Annotated in this window: 17 protein-coding genes; 4 read left to right on the top strand and 13 right to left on the bottom strand. The window is 52.7% G+C overall.

The features are described 5' to 3' along the window. Window positions 1-11 precede the first annotated feature (11 nt). Together rlmD and cysM are read right to left on the bottom strand one after the other, a co-directional pair. Complete coding sequence (gene rlmD, locus HCH_RS08180; RefSeq protein WP_011395719.1) at window positions 12-1,352, bottom strand: 23S rRNA (uracil(1939)-C(5))-methyltransferase RlmD; 1,341 nt, start codon at window positions 1,350-1,352, stop codon at window positions 12-14. A gap of 107 nt (window positions 1,353-1,459) precedes the next feature. After that, entirely contained in the window at window positions 1,460-2,350 is an 891-nt protein-coding gene (gene cysM, locus HCH_RS08175; RefSeq protein WP_011395718.1) for a cysteine synthase CysM, read from the bottom strand. A gap of 308 nt (window positions 2,351-2,658) precedes the next feature. Here cysM and HCH_RS08170 point away from each other — a divergent pair, with 308 nt between their 5' ends. Continuing rightward, window positions 2,659-5,532 (top strand): response regulator, encoded by a 2,874-nt coding sequence (locus HCH_RS08170; RefSeq protein ID WP_011395717.1) that lies wholly within the window; start codon window positions 2,659-2,661, stop codon window positions 5,530-5,532. A gap of 39 nt (window positions 5,533-5,571) precedes the next feature. Here HCH_RS08170 and recO read toward each other — a convergent pair whose 3' ends face one another. From recO to rpoE, 11 genes are all read right to left on the bottom strand, one after another. Then, complete coding sequence (gene recO / locus HCH_RS08165; RefSeq protein WP_011395716.1) at window positions 5,572-6,288, bottom strand: DNA repair protein RecO; 717 nt, start codon at window positions 6,286-6,288, stop codon at window positions 5,572-5,574. Window positions 6,289-6,305: 17 nt separating this feature from the next. Continuing rightward, a complete protein-coding gene (era, locus tag HCH_RS08160; RefSeq protein WP_011395715.1) occupies window positions 6,306-7,220 on the bottom strand; it encodes a GTPase Era in 915 nt (304 codons plus the stop codon). Beyond that, window positions 7,217-7,897 (bottom strand): ribonuclease III, encoded by a 681-nt coding sequence (rnc, locus tag HCH_RS08155; protein WP_011395714.1) that lies wholly within the window; start codon window positions 7,895-7,897, stop codon window positions 7,217-7,219. Before rnc ends, era begins: the two co-directional genes overlap by 4 nt. After that, window positions 7,894-8,262, bottom strand: a complete 369-nt coding sequence (locus tag HCH_RS08150) for a DUF4845 domain-containing protein (RefSeq protein ID WP_011395713.1) — start codon at window positions 8,260-8,262, stop codon at window positions 7,894-7,896. Before HCH_RS08150 ends, rnc begins: the two co-directional genes overlap by 4 nt. A gap of 82 nt (window positions 8,263-8,344) precedes the next feature. After that, window positions 8,345-9,112 carry a signal peptidase I gene (gene lepB, locus HCH_RS08145; RefSeq protein ID WP_011395712.1) on the bottom strand — a complete coding sequence of 256 codons (768 nt, stop codon included), beginning with the start codon at window positions 9,110-9,112 and terminating at the stop codon, window positions 8,345-8,347. Between the two features lie 48 nt (window positions 9,113-9,160). Continuing rightward, window positions 9,161-10,960: a translation elongation factor 4 gene (gene lepA, locus HCH_RS08140; RefSeq protein WP_011395711.1), complete on the bottom strand. Its 1,800-nt coding sequence runs from the start codon at window positions 10,958-10,960 to the stop codon at window positions 9,161-9,163. A gap of 201 nt (window positions 10,961-11,161) precedes the next feature. Next, window positions 11,162-12,571 carry a DegQ family serine endoprotease gene (locus tag HCH_RS08135; protein WP_011395710.1) on the bottom strand — a complete coding sequence of 470 codons (1,410 nt, stop codon included), beginning with the start codon at window positions 12,569-12,571 and terminating at the stop codon, window positions 11,162-11,164. Window positions 12,572-12,721: 150 nt separating this feature from the next. Continuing rightward, window positions 12,722-13,156, bottom strand: a complete 435-nt coding sequence (locus HCH_RS08130; RefSeq protein ID WP_011395709.1) for a SoxR reducing system RseC family protein — start codon at window positions 13,154-13,156, stop codon at window positions 12,722-12,724. After that, window positions 13,153-14,181, bottom strand: a complete 1,029-nt coding sequence (locus tag HCH_RS08125; RefSeq protein ID WP_011395708.1) for a MucB/RseB C-terminal domain-containing protein — start codon at window positions 14,179-14,181, stop codon at window positions 13,153-13,155. The genes HCH_RS08130 and HCH_RS08125 overlap by 4 nt, the downstream gene beginning before the upstream one ends. Before the next feature lie 3 nt (window positions 14,182-14,184). Then, the gene (locus HCH_RS08120) at window positions 14,185-14,817 is read right to left on the bottom strand and encodes a sigma-E factor negative regulatory protein (RefSeq protein ID WP_011395707.1); all 633 of its coding nucleotides are present in this window, start codon (window positions 14,815-14,817) and stop codon (window positions 14,185-14,187) included. A gap of 118 nt (window positions 14,818-14,935) precedes the next feature. Beyond that, complete coding sequence (gene rpoE, locus HCH_RS08115) at window positions 14,936-15,532, bottom strand: RNA polymerase sigma factor RpoE (RefSeq protein ID WP_041599347.1); 597 nt, start codon at window positions 15,530-15,532, stop codon at window positions 14,936-14,938. 256 nt (window positions 15,533-15,788) lie between these two features. Here rpoE and nadB point away from each other — a divergent pair, with 256 nt between their 5' ends. The 3 genes from nadB to HCH_RS08100 all read left to right on the top strand — a co-directional run bounded on the left by nadB (window position 15,789) and on the right by HCH_RS08100 (window position 18,188). Then, window positions 15,789-17,405 carry an L-aspartate oxidase gene (gene nadB, locus HCH_RS08110; RefSeq protein WP_011395705.1) on the top strand — a complete coding sequence of 539 codons (1,617 nt, stop codon included), beginning with the start codon at window positions 15,789-15,791 and terminating at the stop codon, window positions 17,403-17,405. Between the two features lie 113 nt (window positions 17,406-17,518). Continuing rightward, window positions 17,519-17,779 carry a succinate dehydrogenase assembly factor 2 gene (locus HCH_RS08105; RefSeq protein WP_011395704.1) on the top strand — a complete coding sequence of 87 codons (261 nt, stop codon included), beginning with the start codon at window positions 17,519-17,521 and terminating at the stop codon, window positions 17,777-17,779. Next, complete coding sequence (locus HCH_RS08100; protein WP_011395703.1) at window positions 17,757-18,188, top strand: protein YgfX; 432 nt, start codon at window positions 17,757-17,759, stop codon at window positions 18,186-18,188. The genes HCH_RS08105 and HCH_RS08100 overlap by 23 nt, the downstream gene beginning before the upstream one ends. The last annotated feature ends 14 nt before the right edge of the window (window positions 18,189-18,202 follow it).

The raw sequence follows: 18,202 nt of genomic DNA, 5'->3' as shown, positions 1-18,202 counted from the left end.
GAGTAACGGGCTTATGCTTTCTCGAATAAGGCCATTGACTCGACATGGGCCGTATGCGGGAACATATCCATTACCCCGGCCTTGATCAACTTGTATCCCTGCGTCGCCAGAATGCCGGCGTCCCGCGCCAAAGTGGCGGGGTTACAGGACACATAAACAATTCGCTTCGCCCCAAAACGGGTCATTTGTTTCGCTAACTCTTCCGCGCCAGAGCGTGGCGGGTCCAGCAGAACTTTGTCATAGGTTCGCAGCCATGCATGTTTCGCTTCTTTCGCTGGGGCTAACGGAAGATGCAGGTCCGCAGCGTGAAACTCTACGTTACTGATCCCATTAAGCTCCGCGTTGGCGTATCCTCGACGCACCATATCCTCACTGCCCTCCACGCCCACAACATGCGCAGCCGAACGGGCGATGGGCAGGGTGAAATTACCCAGTCCGCAAAACAGGTCGAGGATGGTCTCTCCGGCCTGCGGCTGCAACCATTCCAGCGCCTGCGCCAACATACGACGGTTGATATCGCGATTGACCTGGGTAAAGTCCATCGGATGGAACTGCATCGTCAAACCATAGTCGCGCAATTGGTAGCTGAGCAGTTCCTGGCCATCTTTCGGCCACAATTTGGCGACGGTATCGGGACCTTTTGGCTGCAAATAGATTGCCAATCCAGTTTGTTCGGAGAAAGCGATCAGTTTTTGCAAATCTTCTTCAGTGAGCGGGTCCATATGACGGATCACCAAAGCGCACATATCGTCGCCCGCCGCCACTTCGATCTGAGGAATACGTTGATAGCCGGAGAGGCTTCGAACCAGCGCTTTCAGTTCAGGAATACGGCCCCCGACAGACTCGATCAATATCGGGCATTCATCAATGGCGGTCAGGAAGTTACTGTAGCGCTCGCGGAAGCCGACAAGAACTTCATCACGCTTGGCGACATAACGCACGCCCAGTCTCGCTTTTGTGCGATAACCGCGCCCCGCGCCCACCAGAGGCGGAACAACCTGTTCCGGCTTTAAGTCGCCAAAATGGCGTAGGTGGTCCAGTAACACAGACTCTTTGTGGTTGATCTGAAAGCCCAGATCAACATGCTGCATGCTGCAGCCACCGCACAGTTTGGAGAATTGACAGTCAGGCTCAATGCGTTGCGGATGCTGCGTCAGCACCTCTTCTACAGCAAGCTCATCATAGCTGCGACGACTGTTTACATATCGCGCAGTCACAGTTTCGCCAGGCAATGCGCCTTCGACAAACAGGGTTTTGCCATCTTTATGAGAGACGCCACGCCCTTCGTGACTGAGAGATTCGATTTCGCAGGTAATGGACTCTTGGGGTAACTTCTTTCTACGACGAGACATGCTTATAAACCTGGGCTATGGGGCCGATCTGGATAAAAAGCCGGCCATTATAGCGGCCTCCCGCAACAGATATAAGGGCTTTGGCGTCGCGCTCCGGCGCAACAGCTTTAGCTGCGGAATACGCCGGTAGACAGGTAGCGGTCGCCCCGATCACAGATAATGGCGACGATCACCGCATTTTCAACCTCACGGGAAATACGCAACGCTCCAGCGATGGCGCCGCCGGAAGATACGCCACAGAAAATACCCTCTTCCCGAGCCAGTGCGCGCATAGTCTCTTCGGCTTCCTGCTGGGCGATATCCAAAACCAGGTCCACTGACTCGGGCTGATATATTTTTGGCAAATACGCTTCCGGCCAACGACGAATGCCAGGTATGGACGCGCCATCGGCAGGCTGCAGGCCGACAATCTGAATCTCCGGATTGCGCTCTTTGAGATAGCGAGAGGTTCCCATAATAGTGCCGGTGGTCCCCATGGAGCTGACGAAGTGAGTAATCGCACCATCGGTTTGGCGCCAGATTTCCGGGCCCGTCGTCTTGTAGTGCGCCAGAGGATTATCCGGGTTGGCGAACTGATCCAGCACCTTGCCTTTGCCTTCGGACTCCATTTGCTTGGCGAGATCACGCGCCCCTTCCATCCCCTCTTCTTTGGATACAGAGATGATTTCCGCACCATAGGCGGTCATCGCCGCGCGACGTTCTTCACTCATATGCGCCGGCATGATCAGGACCATACGGTAGCCTTTGATCGCTGCCGCCATAGCCAGGGCGATCCCGGTATTTCCGCTGGTAGCCTCAATTAATGTGTCGCCAGGTCGGATGTCGCCCCGATTCTCCGCTTCTTGGATCATACTCATGGCGGGACGGTCCTTGACTGATCCCGCCGGATTATTTCCCTCAAGCTTCGCCAGAATGACATTACTGGTGTCGCCGGGTAGTCTTTGTAGTCGAACAAGCGGCGTGTTTCCAACGTAGGATTCAATCGTGGGGTATGACATCTTTAACGTTCGCTTCTTTTTAAATTCAATCAATTAGCTGTAGAATCGGAAATGTCCTTGTCCGCTGCGGCGCCGCTGTGACAATGACTCAACGTCGCCTGAGCAAAAATCCGGTCCCTGTTACGCCATCGAACCATTTCCTTCGATAGCTGTGTCCGGACTTGATATTGGCCGAACATCGGCCATGATAAGCAATAATCTGAGAGTGGCGATATATTCTTTTTTAATATAAAAATCACTTTATATCATAAATACCATAATATGCCGTTTACCCGCGCCTCCTCTACAAGTCGCCGAAGGGCCCCTGCATGAAACGCTGGGGTATAAAAGTAAAGGTCATTCTATTGACCTTGGCGCCGTCACTCACTATTGCGTTCACGTTGTCCGCAGCCTTTGTATTTACTCGCCTGGACGATCTCAGCGACGTGCTCCTGGAGCGCGGCTCCGACTCCGCCCGTCACCTCGCCAACGCTGCGGAGTATGGCGTTTTCACCGGAAACCGCCGCCAATTGATTGGACTGACCAACGCCGTACTGGAAGAGAAAGATATTCGTTCGGTCTCTATTTACGGGCGTCAACGCCAGATTTTGGCCCATGCCGGCCCACGTATTCAGGAAGAGCACACGATCCCCGCCAGCTTATCCACACAGCTTACGATTTATTCCAGTGAGGATGTGCTGCGCTTCACCGCCCCGGTCACCCTGCAAGACCTTAGTCTGAGCGAGGACGCTAATTTGCAGGAATCCGAAGCCTCCAATGGGCTACAGGATAATATCCTGGGGTGGGCGGTCATCGAGGTGTCCCGCGCGCCAACTCAGGTCGCCAAGTATCGAACGATTCTCTTCGCCGTCAGCGCCGTGTTCACCGCCATAATTGTGTGCACATTTCTTGCGCTGCGTCTGAGCCGCGACCTTACTTCGCCGCTATCTCAGGTGGCGCAAGCGCTTACCCGTATAAAAGAAGGCAAGCTGGATACCCGCGTCTATATAGAAGCCAGTCCTGAACTGGCGCTGCTCCAGGACGGCATCAATTCCATGGCGGAAGCTCTCGCCAAGGCCCGCAGTGAGATGCAGCAAAATATAGATCAGGCCACGGAAGACCTCAGGGAGACGCTGGAAACCATAGAGATCCAGAACATAGAGCTGGATATGGCCCGGAAGGAAGCTATCGAAGCCAGCCGGGTAAAGTCGGAATTTCTAGCCAATATGTCTCATGAAATCCGCACTCCGCTCAACGGGATAATTGGGTTCACGCATCTCCTGCTGAAATCCAACCTGGGGCCTCAGCAGCGAGACCAGCTCAACACAATCCTGAAGTCGTCCGAAATCCTGCTAACGATCATCAACGATATCCTGGATTTCTCCAAAATCGAGGCCGGCAAGCTGGTTCTGGATAATACCACCGTCAACCTACAGGAAATCGTGGAAGACGTTCTCACCATGCTTGCTCCCGGCGCCCACGAGAAAAATCTGGATCTGGCGGGTCTTGTCTACTCCGACGTGCCAAGCCATATCATGGGCGATCCGCTGCGCATCAAACAGATCGTCACCAATTTGGTCAATAACGGCATTAAATTCACTCAGAGCGGTGAAGTGGTGGTGCGCGTGATGCTGGAAGACGAATCCGATGAGAGTTCGCTCATCAAAATCACTGTCACCGACAGTGGCGTAGGACTTTCCCGCGTCCAACAACAAACGCTGTTCAGCGCCTTCAGCCAAGCGGACGCATCAACAGCAAGGCGCTTCGGCGGCACCGGCCTGGGCCTGGTTATCTCCAGACGCCTGACCGAACAAATGGGTGGACAGATCGGGGTTGAAAGCGAACTTGGCAAAGGGTCCACGTTCTGGATCGAGCTCCCCGTCGAAATTGCTCCCAACCAGCCAGACAACGAGCTCAACCACCGTTTGTTTGAAGGCGAACGGGTCATCTATCTTGAGCACCAGAAGAAAACTGGACTGGCGGTGGAGCATACGCTCAACAAATGGGGCTCCAACGTCACTCAGGTAGACAATATCAAAGACCTGGCGGACAAAGTGGAGGAAGCGCAACGCAAAGGCGAAGGCTTCGCTGTCGCCATTATTGGTCTGACCCGCCACCACCTGCGCTCGAACTCTTACCTGCAGACCGTACGCAAGCTGGAGTACAAACTCGATTGCCGCACGTTGATACTGACGCCGACCATCGACACCGGTAACGAGGAGCCGCCAATACTGACTGACGCCTCGACTTTCCTGATTAAGCCGGCTTCACAGCGTCGGCTGGCGAATGCGCTAAGCTGGCTGATCGAAGGACGCTCTGACGAAGAGGAAGCGCCGTCGGCGGTATCTATCAAACAGTTGAACGCCACCAGTGGTCGCAAGCCGCTGGTGCTGGCTGTGGATGACAACCTCGCCAACCTCAAACTGGTGGAAGCCTTTCTCTTAGACCTGGGAGCCGTGGTGGAAACAGCCATGAGCGGCTACGAAGCCCTCACCAAGGCCAAGCAGAAGCGCTTCGACGTAATCTTTATGGATGTACAGATGCCCGGGATGGATGGGGTTGAAACCACGATCAAGATTCGTGAGTTTGAAGCTGGTAAACGACGCACCCCGATCATCGCCCTCACCGCACACGCAATGTCGGAAGAGCGTAAGCAACTACTGCAAAGCGGCTTTGACGATTACCTCACCAAACCCACCAATGAAGATGAGCTACAGCGCATTATAGAGCGCAGAACCGGCTTCCAGCTGTCGCCGCAGCCCTCGCTAACCCAACAACCTGTCCGGGAGCCAGGAAAGATAAAGCCATCAGTGAAAGCCGCCACCGAGCCGTGCGTGGACATTCGCAGTTGCGTCACTCTTGCCGGAGGCAAAAAAGGATTAGCGGAAGAATTATTCTCCATGCTGCTTGAAAATCTGCCGGAAGAGCGCAAGTCCATAGAGAGCGCCTGGGAGCAGCAAGACCGATCTGAATTATTGGAACGCGTTCATCGTCTTCATGGCGCGACGCGCTACTGTGGAGTCCCCTTGCTGCGCAACGCCGCAGCGGAACTGGAAGGACAAATCAAGCGTGAAGTAGAGCCGCTGGAGACTGCCGTGTCCGTTCTATTTGAAGAAATAGAACGAGTGCTTTACTGGTCTGACAGAAATGACTGGCAGACAGAGTTCAGAGAATATCAGACTCAGTCAGCCCCGCAGTCCTAGTTAGATTTGGGTTTTCGCGACATCTACCTTTGACGGTGATTAGCCCTTGGTGAGCTTGAGGTAACTGCGCATCAGCTCTCGGGAGTGCAGAGGACGACCGCCTAATAGTTCATCAAGGCACCGGCGTGTCAACCTCTTGGCTGCTGAAAGACTACCTGGAACAGACCAGTCGCGACCAGCTATCGCTATTAGATGATGACCTTCAATCACAACTGAGCAAGGCTCTGGCGTCCGACTAACGCCTTCAGTAAGGGAGAAGTAATAGGCGATGTTATTTTTCACGATATCGCCTGTAGCGCTCTCTACACAAAAATCTACGCCAAAGCCCAGTTCATTTAGCAGCGCAAATTCCAACTCCCGTATTCCAGGCTCCAGATTGGGCTGTGGAAGCGATAAGAAAGTCAGACTCGACTTGTAGGCGTCAAACACTTTTCGGCAGCCCTCCAGTGGTTGCAGCAACTTCACCAACAACTCATTGAGGTAAAGACCGGCATAGAGAGCCGCTCCCGCCAAAGGATAGCGAATGTTAGTCGTCTCGTATCGAATGAGGGACTTAAGCTCGCCACGCCCTCCCAGCTCAACCTCCAGCTCGGTGAAGGGTTGCAGGGTGCCTGGGACGCCTTTTCTGCGACCGCCGCCTTTCAAAACGGCTGAGGCTTTACCGTCGGCCTCGGTAATCAGATCAACAATATAGCTGCTTTCGCGGTACGGCCGACTATGCAGCACATAGGCGGCCTGGAGCGAAACCCGGTGCATAGCGGCCGAAATTTCCGTTAGCGGTCGTCGTAACCCAGGCTTTGCAAGGCGCGCTCGTTATCGCTCCAGCCGGATTTCACTTTCACCCAGGTTTCCAACATGACCTTGCTTTCAAACAACTTTTCCATGTCTTTACGCGCATCGGAACCAATGCGCTTGATTCGCTCGCCCTTCTGACCAATCACAATTTTTTTCTGGCCTTCTCTTTCCACGAGAATCAGGGCGCTTATTCGCAACAACGCACCTTCACGCTTGAACTGTTCGATTTCCACAGCAATTTCATAAGGCACTTCGTTGCCTAACTGACGCATGACTTTCTCGCGAATAATTTCCACCGCCATGAAGCGTTCGCTGCGATCCGTGATTTGATCTTCAGGAAAAAAGTGAATCCCCTGTGGCAACATCTCGTTAATAACGGCTTCCAACCGATCAATATTCAATCCACGCAGGGCGGAGAGAGGAATAATGTGCTGAAACTCACACATCTTCTGCACTTTGTCGATAAATGGCAGCAGATCGTCTTTATTTTCCAACTTGTCCACTTTATTGATCACAAGAATGCGGGGGCGATTTACCTTGGCGATTTTTGACAAGACATAGTCGTCTTCTTCCGTCCAACGCTTTCTATCAACGACAAAAACAATCACATCCGCATCTTTGATCGCCGATGAAGAGGCTTTATTCAGCACTCTATTAAGCGCTTTCTTGTCCAACTGATGCAGACCAGGCGTATCCACATAAATAGCCTGATAGTCGCCTTCTGTCTTGATACCCAAAATCTGATGTCTAGTAGTCTGAGGCTTTTTCGAAGTGATGCTGATCTTCTGCCCCAGTATGTGGTTCAACAGGGTGGACTTGCCCACGTTCGGTCTGCCCACGATCGCCACATAGCCGCAGCGGCTATTCTCTTGCGGATTTACATCAATACTCACTGATCCACTCCTAACGCCAACAAGGCTTGTTTCGCCGCTTTCTGCTCCGCCACTCTCCGGCTGCTTCCGGTCCCTTCCGTTGCGTCAGACAGGCCGTCTATTTCACAACGCACATGGAAAGTTTGAGCATGAGCTTCCCCCTGCACTGAAATAACTTCGTAGCGAGGCAGATTAAGCTGACGCGCCTGCAGATATTCCTGCAAACGTGTCTTGGAGTCTTTCTGAGTATCCTTTAGATTAAGCTTCTGCAAACGCGCTTCAAACCAGTTCAACACTCTATCGGCGCAGACTTCAAAGCCAGCATCCAGATAAATAGCCCCAATAATAGACTCCAGCGCATCGGCCAGGATAGATTCCCGACGAAAACCGCCGCTCTTCATCTCTCCTGACCCCAATCGCAGATATTCGCCGAGATCAAATTCTCTGGCTATTTCCGCCAGAGTCACCCCTTTGACCATTCGCGCGCGCAGACGGCTCAACTGCCCTTCCCGAGCTTCTTCAAAACGGCCAAAGAGGTAGTCGGCAATAATAAAGTTGAGGACAGAGTCCCCTAAAAATTCCAAGCGCTCATTATTACGACCACCGAAGCTGCGGTGGGTAAGCGCCAAAGTAAGCAAAGCGGGCTCTTTAAATGTATATCCGAGCGCCCGCTGCAGTCTTTCCAGCTTAGCTGTCACTGATTATTGGCTTCCAATTGGTGTTGAAATGAAACAGCGGCGTCAATGTTCTTAATGATATTCGTACGCTGCTCATAATTGATATCTATGCGCATTTTGGTATTTTCCCGAGTTATCTTGATATTTTTCTTATCGAAGTTGCGCACGTTGTTAACCATAAAATGTTTATCCAGCCGCGATAGGATTTCAGCATTGGACAAGCTCGCCAAGTCAGCCTCTCTGTTTAACCCCTCTAATGAAGATTTCACAGCAAAATCATCAATGTAGATGGGGACTAGTTTAATACCCAGCGTAATAGCCGATATCCCGACAACCACCCAAATCAACATTACGAGAATAGAAGCGCCCCGTTGATTCTTGCGCATACTCACTCCTTACCATCCTCTTAATTAATCAATATTATCTAGAGAGTAGACGTTAACTCACTGTTTTTACACTAATGCGCATTTATTGTATCGAGCCAACTCGTGAAAAAGTGGGTAATGACAAGAACTTTTCCCAGTGCATCCAGATAGCAAAAGCCCTGCCGACGATATTTTCATCCGGCACCAGCCCGATATAACGACTGTCCTTACTGCGATCCCGATTGTCGCCCATCATGAAATACTTACCTTCCGGCACGACCCATTTGCCTTCATGCCCTGTGTTTGAATAGTTTTCCTTAATGATGCGGTGCAGCTTTTCACCCAGTTGTTCTTCGTAATAGAGCTCTCTGGGAGCGCCTGCTGGAAGGGCTGCAATTAGCTTTTCATCCACGGGCTCGCCATTGATGATAAGCTGTTTGTCCTTATACTCCACCGTATCGCCAGGAACGCCCACCACCCGTTTTATGTAGTTGGTGGTGTTATCCTCTGGCGTACGAAACACCATGACATCGCCACGCTGCGGCTCTCCCAGGTCCAGAAATTTGTATCCCAATACAGGAACTCGCAGCCCATAGGAGTACTTGTTAACAAGGATGAAGTCGCCTACTTCCAGGGTGGGCATCATGGATTGAGACGGAATTTGGAACGGTTCAATGAGAAAGGAGCGAACCACCAACACCAAAAACAAAACTGGAAAAAAAGACCGGGAATACTCCACTACAACCGGCTCTTTGATCATCGCGTTACTTCCACCACGCGTCCTGACCTTTATATACAGCCAAAAGCCCAACCAAATCAGACCTGAGACCAGAGTCAGTACAACCAGAATCAAAGAGAAATCAAAGTCCATCATGTGTCCTATTCAGTTTGTATTTATTGCTTTCAGTCCGCAATTGTCTTATTTATCGACCTTCAGCACGGCGAGAAACGCGTCTTGTGGAATTTCAACGCTACCCACTTGCTTCATACGTTTCTTACCTTCTTTCTGCTTCTGCAAAAGCTTTTTCTTCCGTGAAACGTCGCCGCCATAGCATTTGGCCAATACGTTCTTGCGCAAGGCCTTGACGGTAGTTCTCGATACAATTTGTCCACCGATAGCCGCCTGAATCGCCACGTCGAACATTTGACGAGGAATCAGCTCTTTCATTTTTTCTGTCAGCAGGCGCCCTCGCGAGGCCGCGTTGTCGCGGTGAACGATAAGCGCCAACGCATCGACTTTATCGCCATTGATCAGAATATCCAGACGCACCAGATTGGCTGCCTGGAAACGAACAAAGTGGTAATCCAAAGACGCATAGCCACGGCTTACCGACTTGAGTCGATCAAAGAAGTCCAGGACAACTTCCCCCATCGGCAATTCATAGGACAGCGCGACCTGGTTCCCCAGGAACTGCATATTTTTCTGCACGCCGCGCTTTTCTACGCAAAGGGAGATGACGTTGCCAAGATAAGCCTGCGGCACAAGAATATTCGCCTCAACGATAGGCTCACGCATTTCCTCGATAAAACCAGGGTCCGGCAGCCTGGAAGGGTTGTCGACTTTAATGACTTCATTCTTTTTGGTCAGCACTTCATAGACTACCGTCGGCGCCGTGGTGATCAGATCCAGATCATATTCCCGCTCCAAACGCTCCTGGATGATTTCCATATGCAGCATTCCCAGGAAGCCGCAGCGGAAACCAAACCCCAAAGCGTCAGAGGTTTCGGGCTCGAAGAACAATGACGCATCGTTAAGCGTCAACTTGTCCAGTGCGTCACGGAAATCTTCGTAGTCATCAGAACTGACCGGGAATACGCCAGCGTATACCTGAGGTTGTACACGCTTGAATCCCGGCAAAGAGGCCACGTCAGGCGTTTTCGCCAGAGTGATGGTGTCGCCGACGGGAGCGCCGTGTATATCTTTAATGCCCGCGATGACATAACCCACTTCACCCGCTTTAAGGCAGCCGGTTTCGGTACGCTTTGGCGTAAACACGCCAATGGAAGTCACCAACTCCTGAGTCTTGGTCGACTTAATCAGAATTTTATCGCCTTTATTCAGCGTTCCGTTCTTAACCCGGACCAAGGACACAACGCCCAGATAATTATCAAACCAAGAGTCAATAATAAGAGCCTGTAACGGGGCGTCAGGGTCTCCTTCCGGCGGCGGCACCAGTTGAACAATTTGCTCCAGGCTCTCTTGAATGCCCATACCGGCTTTGGCGCTGGCTTCTACGGCGCCCGCGGCGTCAATGCCGATAATCTCTTCGATCTCATGACGCACCCGCGCCGGCTCCGCCTGCGGCAGGTCCATCTTGTTCAGAATGGGAATAACTTCCAGCCCCATTTCGATGGCGGTATAACAGTTCGCCACGGACTGCGCCTCAACGCCTTGCGCGGCGTCAACCACCAGCAATGCGCCTTCACAGGCAGCCAAAGAACGAGACACCTCATATGAGAAGTCCACGTGTCCGGGAGTATCGATGAAATTCAACTGATAACGGGACCCATCTTTTGCGTCGTAATAGAGCGTTACGCTCTGGGCTTTAATAGTAATGCCCCGCTCCCGCTCGATATCCATTGAGTCGAGCACCTGTTCGGACATTTCCCGATCAGATAAGCCACCGCAATATTGAATAAAGCGGTCAGCCAAAGTGGACTTGCCATGATCGATGTGGGCAATGATAGAAAAATTTCTAATGTGGTTGAGTTTACTCACGGACTACTGTCACTCAGATTCAAAGTTGAAGGCGGCGAAATTTTAACAGCTCCGCCGAGTAAATTGCAGCGAATTAACAAAATACCCTCAGAATTCACACCGATATTGGGAGAAACGCCGCTTTCTCTCCAGTAAAACGAGCAACGGCCGGGCTTCATCTTAAGAAACCCGGCCGCCTGCCTCGGCCAATCAGAACTGGGCCTATTTATTGTTCAACTTCAACACAATGAAGGCTGGGTTGCCCTGACGAATAATCAGTACTGGCAGCGACTTGCCAACCGGCAGCTTCTCAACCACTTCATGGAACTGCGCGACTGTCTCTACATCTTTATTATTGATGCTGCTGATCACATCATTAGGCTGAATTCCGGCTGTCGCCGCAGGCCCTGGGAATACTTGCGCCACCATGACGCCTCCCGCCACCTGCATACTCTCTTTCTCCTCATCCGTCAGATCGCGGACCTGCAAGTTGAGAGCGTTGTTCTGAGGCGCGGTCTGGCCTGCCGGCACACTGGCGACCCCGTTGTCGTCCGCCGGCAACTGGCCGATCTCGACAGCAACATCCATTTCATCGCCACGACGCACAACTTTCATACTCGCTTTCTGTCCCGGTGAGGTGCGCCCCACCAGATGCGGCAACTCAGAGGATAGCCCAATCTCATTGCCGTTGTAGCTGACGATGACATCCCCAGGCTGCAAGCCGGCCTTGTCGGCGGGAGAGCCTTTCATGACCTGCGCCACCAATGCGCCGCGCGGCTTGTTCAGATTGAAGGATTCAGCCAAATCCTTGTTTACTTCCTGTATCAACACACCCAACCAGCCGCGCTTGACCGCACCGGTGTCTTTCAGTTGATTCATTACATCCAGCGCAACATCGATGGGAATCGCAAAAGAAACCCCCATAAAGCCCCCTGAGCGGGTATAGATCTGAGAGTTGATGCCGACGACCTCCCCTTCGAGGTTAAACAACGGCCCGCCAGAGTTACCGGGATTAATAGCTACGTCAGTCTGAATAAAAGGCACGTAATTCTCATTCGGCAAGCTGCGCCCCTTAGCGCTGACAATGCCCGCCGTCACCGTATACTCAAATCCAAAAGGAGAGCCGATGGCGACGACCCATTCACCCACCTTTAACTCAGAAGACTTGCCTAAATTAAGAACCGGCAGATCGTCAGCTTCCACTTTCAAAACCGCCAAATCCGACTTCTCATCAGATCCGATCAGCTTCGCCGTCAGCTCGCGACGGTCCATAAGCCGGACAAAAATTTCATCAGCGCCCGCAACAACATGATTGTTGGTAAGGATGTAGCCATCTTTGGATACGATAAAGCCAGATCCTGTGGATTGGGCTTCCTGCGGACCTCTGCGACGGTATGGATCACCAAAGAAATGGCGAAAGAATTCAGGTATCTGGTCTTGTTCAGGGCCGCCAAAATAATACTGAGCGCTATCGTCTCCAACTTTACGTACGGTGCTTATGTTCACCACCGCCGGTGAAGTTCTCTCCACCAACCCCGTGAAATCAGGTAAATCAACAGCCCCCGCCCGCATACTGACAACGGCGCTCAACCAGACCAGCAAAACCGCCGTATATTTCTGACAAACCTTCATATGCAACTCCACTTGGTTACCCAAATCACCCACGCCCACCGTGGGCTCTGTCGTTTGACCCAGGCGCTCCAACCAAACGAGCTAACGCCTCTCGGCTCACATAATGGCGTCAGATTCCCTTTAGATAATTGGAACTAGGCTATACGACGCTTAACAAAGCTTGCGTAATAATTGGGGATGGTAGGTGGGATTGCAAGACAGCCTTGATGACAAGATTTTAACAAAAACAAAGCCTAAGCCCAGTCCTGACAAGCCCGCCAGGGCGACGCCAAGATCGGGCCAATGCAATAATGAGCGACTGACTCCAGCCAAAATCATCATGGCAACCAAGGGCGTCAGATAAACCAGCAGGGAGGCGTTGAGCAAGGCCTGTTCGGCCACACCGATTTCCACTTCGTCACCGACTTCAACATCAAATGTTTTCGCTACTTTGATCTGGGTGGATGCGCCATTACTCATCTGATTAAGAAGCCGAGAACCACAGCCCTTCCGGGCCGAGCAGCTCTGACACACGGACTCCCGGATAGTCCTTACCCAGACTTCATGGTCGCCAACGGCAACGACTTTCCCGGTTTCCAATATCAAGACGCGTCTCCAGCGGATGGACTTGATTTCATATTATCCGCCACCCGCTTGACCGTCTCAATGGGCACTTCGCCCACAACGGTGATAACGTAAGTCATATCACCCTGTTTAATATGTTTCGAATAAGCAGTGGTAGCTCCCATGCGCGAAGCCCCTTCCGGCATGGCCTGGGGATTGTTCTCTTCGACAAATATGCTGAACATGGTCAAACCATCGCCGTATACCTGCGTGCGCATATCTCCAGGCATAACGTCATTGCGTTTGGTCACATTAGGCGACATGCTGAACCCTTTCGGAAGCCACGCTGGCGTCCATTGTTCGGGCAGCGCGTCTGGAGCCTCTTCTTGCTCCGGCTTGACGGATTTAACATCCGCCTTGGGCATTGAAGGCGCCAGTTCCTGATCCGTCACTTGAGCTCCCAACTCCAACACCGTGTATTGGAAATGCTCTAACACTTCTCCCTTACGGTTGGTCAGGAGGGATTTCAGCAGCATACCCGAATTTTTTTCCAGCCACAGGTAATAGCTGTAGCGATACTGGTCCTTGGCCATAACCGCCATTTTTAGTACGTCATGGCCCGCCACTCGTTCCTCACCAGCCATTCTCAACTCGTAGACCGAGTGGACATCCGAGCCGCCGTTCAATACCGCCCCAGGAAAAGGCCCAGTATATGCGGCCTGCTCCAGTCGAACCTGTTTGCCGCCGGGAAACACGCAAATCAGCATGTCTCCGTCTCGAATGATCTCCCTCATCTCACCGTCCATGGCCACCAAACGCTCTTTTTCTACGCCATCCTGCGTACGATGAAAGACCTTCATAGAACTCATTTCATCGCCACGACTGTAGATAAATGCGCCACGGTAGGAGAGTTCCTGACGCGCCTCCAGCATTCGCTGCAGCCACTCTTGCGGCCCCGAAGCCTGCGCTGGGGCGGAAACCAGAGAGATTAACGCCAGAAGCGAGACCAGGCTCCACTGCCGGACATCATCCTTGATCGCCGCCAATTTACAAATTACCCGTTTCATTGCTTACCTGCGTTGCTCTGTTCCCTGCCCTTCTACTGCCTCAAAGGCGCTCAAACGGGCATAGGGAGAAATAACCTGCGAGCCGTTCAATGCAGCCTGCTCAGCATGCTTCATTAAATACGCGTTCAACCTGCTCGCATGCTCTGCGGAGAATGGAATCGCGTCTTCGCTTTCCGCACTGGAATCAGCCACCAAATGGGAACCGGCGCCGTTAACATTCAGTGAAGGCGCAATCTGTTGTCCGCTGGCGACAGCAGGCGCAGGCTGCGTGGAGCCTGGCCCGCCAGAAAACTCCACCATAAACACCGCGGCGAAAGCAACCGATGCAGCAACAGCAACGCCCCGCCACCAACCGCCGCCAACACGGGCTTCTTCCGGCGCGACTTCACCTTCTACAACGCTCTCACTGCGATCAACGCCCTCTTCTTTCTCCAGCGCAGACCAAATACCCTGCCGCAGATCAACATGCGCCCATTGCGCTGCTTCTTCGTGGAGCTCATCGCGAACACGCTGATACCGACTCCAGGTCGCCATCACTTCTTCATCGTGGGACTGCGCCAGTATCCGGCGCACCTCCAACTCATCCGCTTCTCCATCCAGGAGCGCGGACATAGATTCTTTCAGTCGTTCATTCATAACCGTCAACCTCTGCAAACCCGGGGCCTGTGCGCCGCTCCGGTCTCTCTATAATACTTTTCATTTCGCCAACTCCGGGATTCCCGGAGTTCCAGCTCCCATTCGTTTTGCGCCTATCTCAGGCGCGCATTTTCTGTTCCAACATTGGCGCGATTCGCGCATCCACCGCATCCCGGGCTCTGAAAATCCTCGATCGCACCGTGCCCACTGGACACTGCATGATTTCTGCTATCTCTTCATAGCTGAGGCCATCGAACTCACGCAGCGTCAGGGCTGAGCGTAAGTCTTCCGGCAGCTCATCCAAGGCTTGGAATATCGCCTGCTTAACCTGATCGCGGTGCACCTGGCGCTCGGGGGAGTCAATATCTTTCAAGGCAGAGCCGCCCTCATATAAAACCGCGTCGTCGGCGTCCACGTCCTCCCCTGGCGGGCGACGCCCTTGAGCCATAAGATGATTTTTCGCCGCATTAATGGCGATACGGTAAAGCCATGTGTAAAACGCACTCTCGCCGCGAAAATTAGCGAGCGCCTTATAAGCTTTGATAAACGCTTCCTGCGCAACATCCATCACTTCGTGGTGATCGCGAATATAACGGGCGATAATCGCCATGACCTTGCTTTGGTACTTCACCACCAGCATGTCAAAGGCGCGCTTGTCACCGCGCTGAACCCGCTCAACCAATTGTTGGTCTGTCGTCTTGTTAGGAGCGCTCATATTTTCCTTATTATCCAGTAATTCAGCGCGACCACGCGTTGATTCAAGAGCGGTCAAAACCTGCACTGACATAAAAGAACCACCGTTTGCTGCGTCTATAAAAGTTGATTGCATAGCCCTATAGACACAACTTTTTTCGGATAGTTCACTCTTAGCCATTAATGTTAGTATATTCAGCTATTCTGCTTGGGCCCAACCACTATCCGGTCCTTTTTCCTGGCTGTTTTTTCCTGATTGCTGGAGTCACGCAAAGGCTATGAGTTTAAGCTTCGAACACGATGTTCTCATTATCGGCAGCGGCGCCGCTGGCCTTACCGTCGCCCTGAATCTTCCTGCCGATTTAAGAGTGGCGGTATTGTCCAAGACAGAACTCAAAAGCGGTTCCACACTTTGGGCGCAGGGCGGCATCGCAGCGGTGCTGGACGATGACGACAGTACTGAATCCCACCTGCAGGACACCCTGGTGGCGGGCGCCGGGCTATGCGACAAAGATAGCGTGCGCTTCACCGTTGAGCATGGCCGTGAGGCGATAGAATGGCTCATTTCCCAGGGGGTGCAGTTCGATACGGAAGAATCCGAAGAATCCACACAGAAATACCACCTTACCAAGGAAGGCGGACATAGCCATCGCCGAATTGTTCACGCCGCAGACGCCACCGGCCGTGCAGTATCAGGCTCACTGGCCGATCGCGCCCGTGAAAAAGCCAATATTGAAATATTCGAAGACCGCGTCGGCATCGACCTGATCACCCATAGCAAATTGTTTCTTCCCGGAAACCGCTGTGTCGGCGCCTATGTGCTGAACAAGAAAACCAGTCATGTGGAGTTGTTCCGCGCCAAATTTGTGGTGCTCGCCACGGGCGGCGCCAGCAAAGTCTATCTCTATACCAGCAATCCTGACGTGGCGACAGGCGACGGCATCGCGATGGCCTGGCGCGCAGGCTGTCGCATGGGCAACATGGAGTTCAATCAATTTCACCCGACTTGCCTTTATCACCCCCAGGCGAAATCCTTTCTGATAACAGAGGCTGTTCGCGGCGAGGGCGGCAAGCTTTTACTGCCCAACGGCAAGCGCTTCATGGCTCAGTTTGACGAGCGCGAAGAACTCGCCCCACGTGATGTCGTCGCCCGCGCCATCGACCACGAAATGAAGCGTCTCGGCGCAGACTGCCTGTACCTGGACATCAGCCATAAAGACAAAGATTTCATCCTCGGGCACTTCCCCACAGTGCATCAACGCTGCCTGTCTTACGGCATTGATATCACTAAAGAACCTATTCCCGTGGTTCCCGCCGCCCACTACACCTGTGGAGGAGTGGTTACCGACAGCGCCGGCCGCACGGACCTGAACTCTCTTTACGCCGTAGGTGAAACCGCCTTTACCGGACTCCACGGAGCCAACCGCATGGCCAGCAACTCCTTGCTGGAGTGTCTGGTGTTTGGGAAATCCTGCGCCGAGGACATCGTCAGCCGTATCGCACACACGCCTGCGCCGCCGCCCGCTCCTTCCTGGGACGAAAGTCAGGTAACAGATTCTGACGAAGACGTTGTGATCTCACATAACTGGGACGAGCTGCGCCGCTTCATGTGGGACTATGTCGGCATCGTGCGAACCAACAAACGCCTGCAACGCGCCAAGCATCGCGTAGACTTATTGCATCAGGAAATCCGCGAGTATTACAGCAACTACAAGGTATCCAATGACCTGCTTGAACTGCGTAATCTGGTGACGGTCGCAGACCTGATTATCTGCTCGGCGATTCAGCGCAAAGAAAGCCGCGGCCTGCATTACACTCTAGATTACCCTCACCCGCTCAAAACGCCGGAAAACACGATTTTAACCCCCGTTAACTTTCCCGCTGAACCCTGGTGAGCGATGACAGGGCGTTCTGATAAGGTTTCACGCCGCCATGGGTGGCGGCGAAAGCCTGGGACCGTTATCATGCAGCCAGAACGACGGCCCCCGGGCAACATACAGAGGCGCAAATGACTGAAGATGTAGAATACAAGCGTTTATTCTGGCACAGCCGACGCGGAATGCTGGAGCTGGACGTACTGCTGGTTCCCTTTCTCAAGGAAGCCTACCCTGAACTCCCTGACGAAGACAAAGCGCGCTACCGTATGCTCTTAGAGTGTGAAGATACAGATATGTTCCAGTGGTTTATGCAAAAGTCCACGCCGGAAGATCCTGATCTGGCGCGCATCGTTAAAATCATCTTAGACCGTGTTCAACCAAGCTACGATTGAGCTGCGGCCATCGCTACAATTGACGCTCTTCTTTACCGTCTTTTTCGGCCTGATTGGCGCAGTGCTGTTGGCTCTGACGATGCCGAGCTGGCTAAAGCTTTCTTTGAGCGCCCTGTTAGGCGCTCATTTTGTCTTCACCGTCGGCCAGTATGCTCTGTTAGCCTGGCCGACAAGTGTGATAAAAATCCGCTATGAAAAAAACAGCGATGAAGACGTGAAAGTAAGGCTGTTCAAACGCAATCAACGCGAGCTGGAGACACGCCTGCACGGAGACACTTGCGTCACCCCCATTATCACTCTGCTGGTCTGCCGCACAGGCTGGCGGGACTTGGTGTTTCTCGTCCGGGACAATTGCGATCCGGATGCATTTCGTCGTTTTCGAGTTTGTTTACGCTTCGCCAGGAATTAAGGGAGATCCATTTA

Source organism: Hahella chejuensis KCTC 2396, from assembly GCF_000012985.1.
Taxonomy (GTDB): domain Bacteria; phylum Pseudomonadota; class Gammaproteobacteria; order Pseudomonadales; family Oleiphilaceae; genus Hahella; species Hahella chejuensis.
This window is presented reverse-complemented; position numbering and strand designations above follow the sequence as displayed.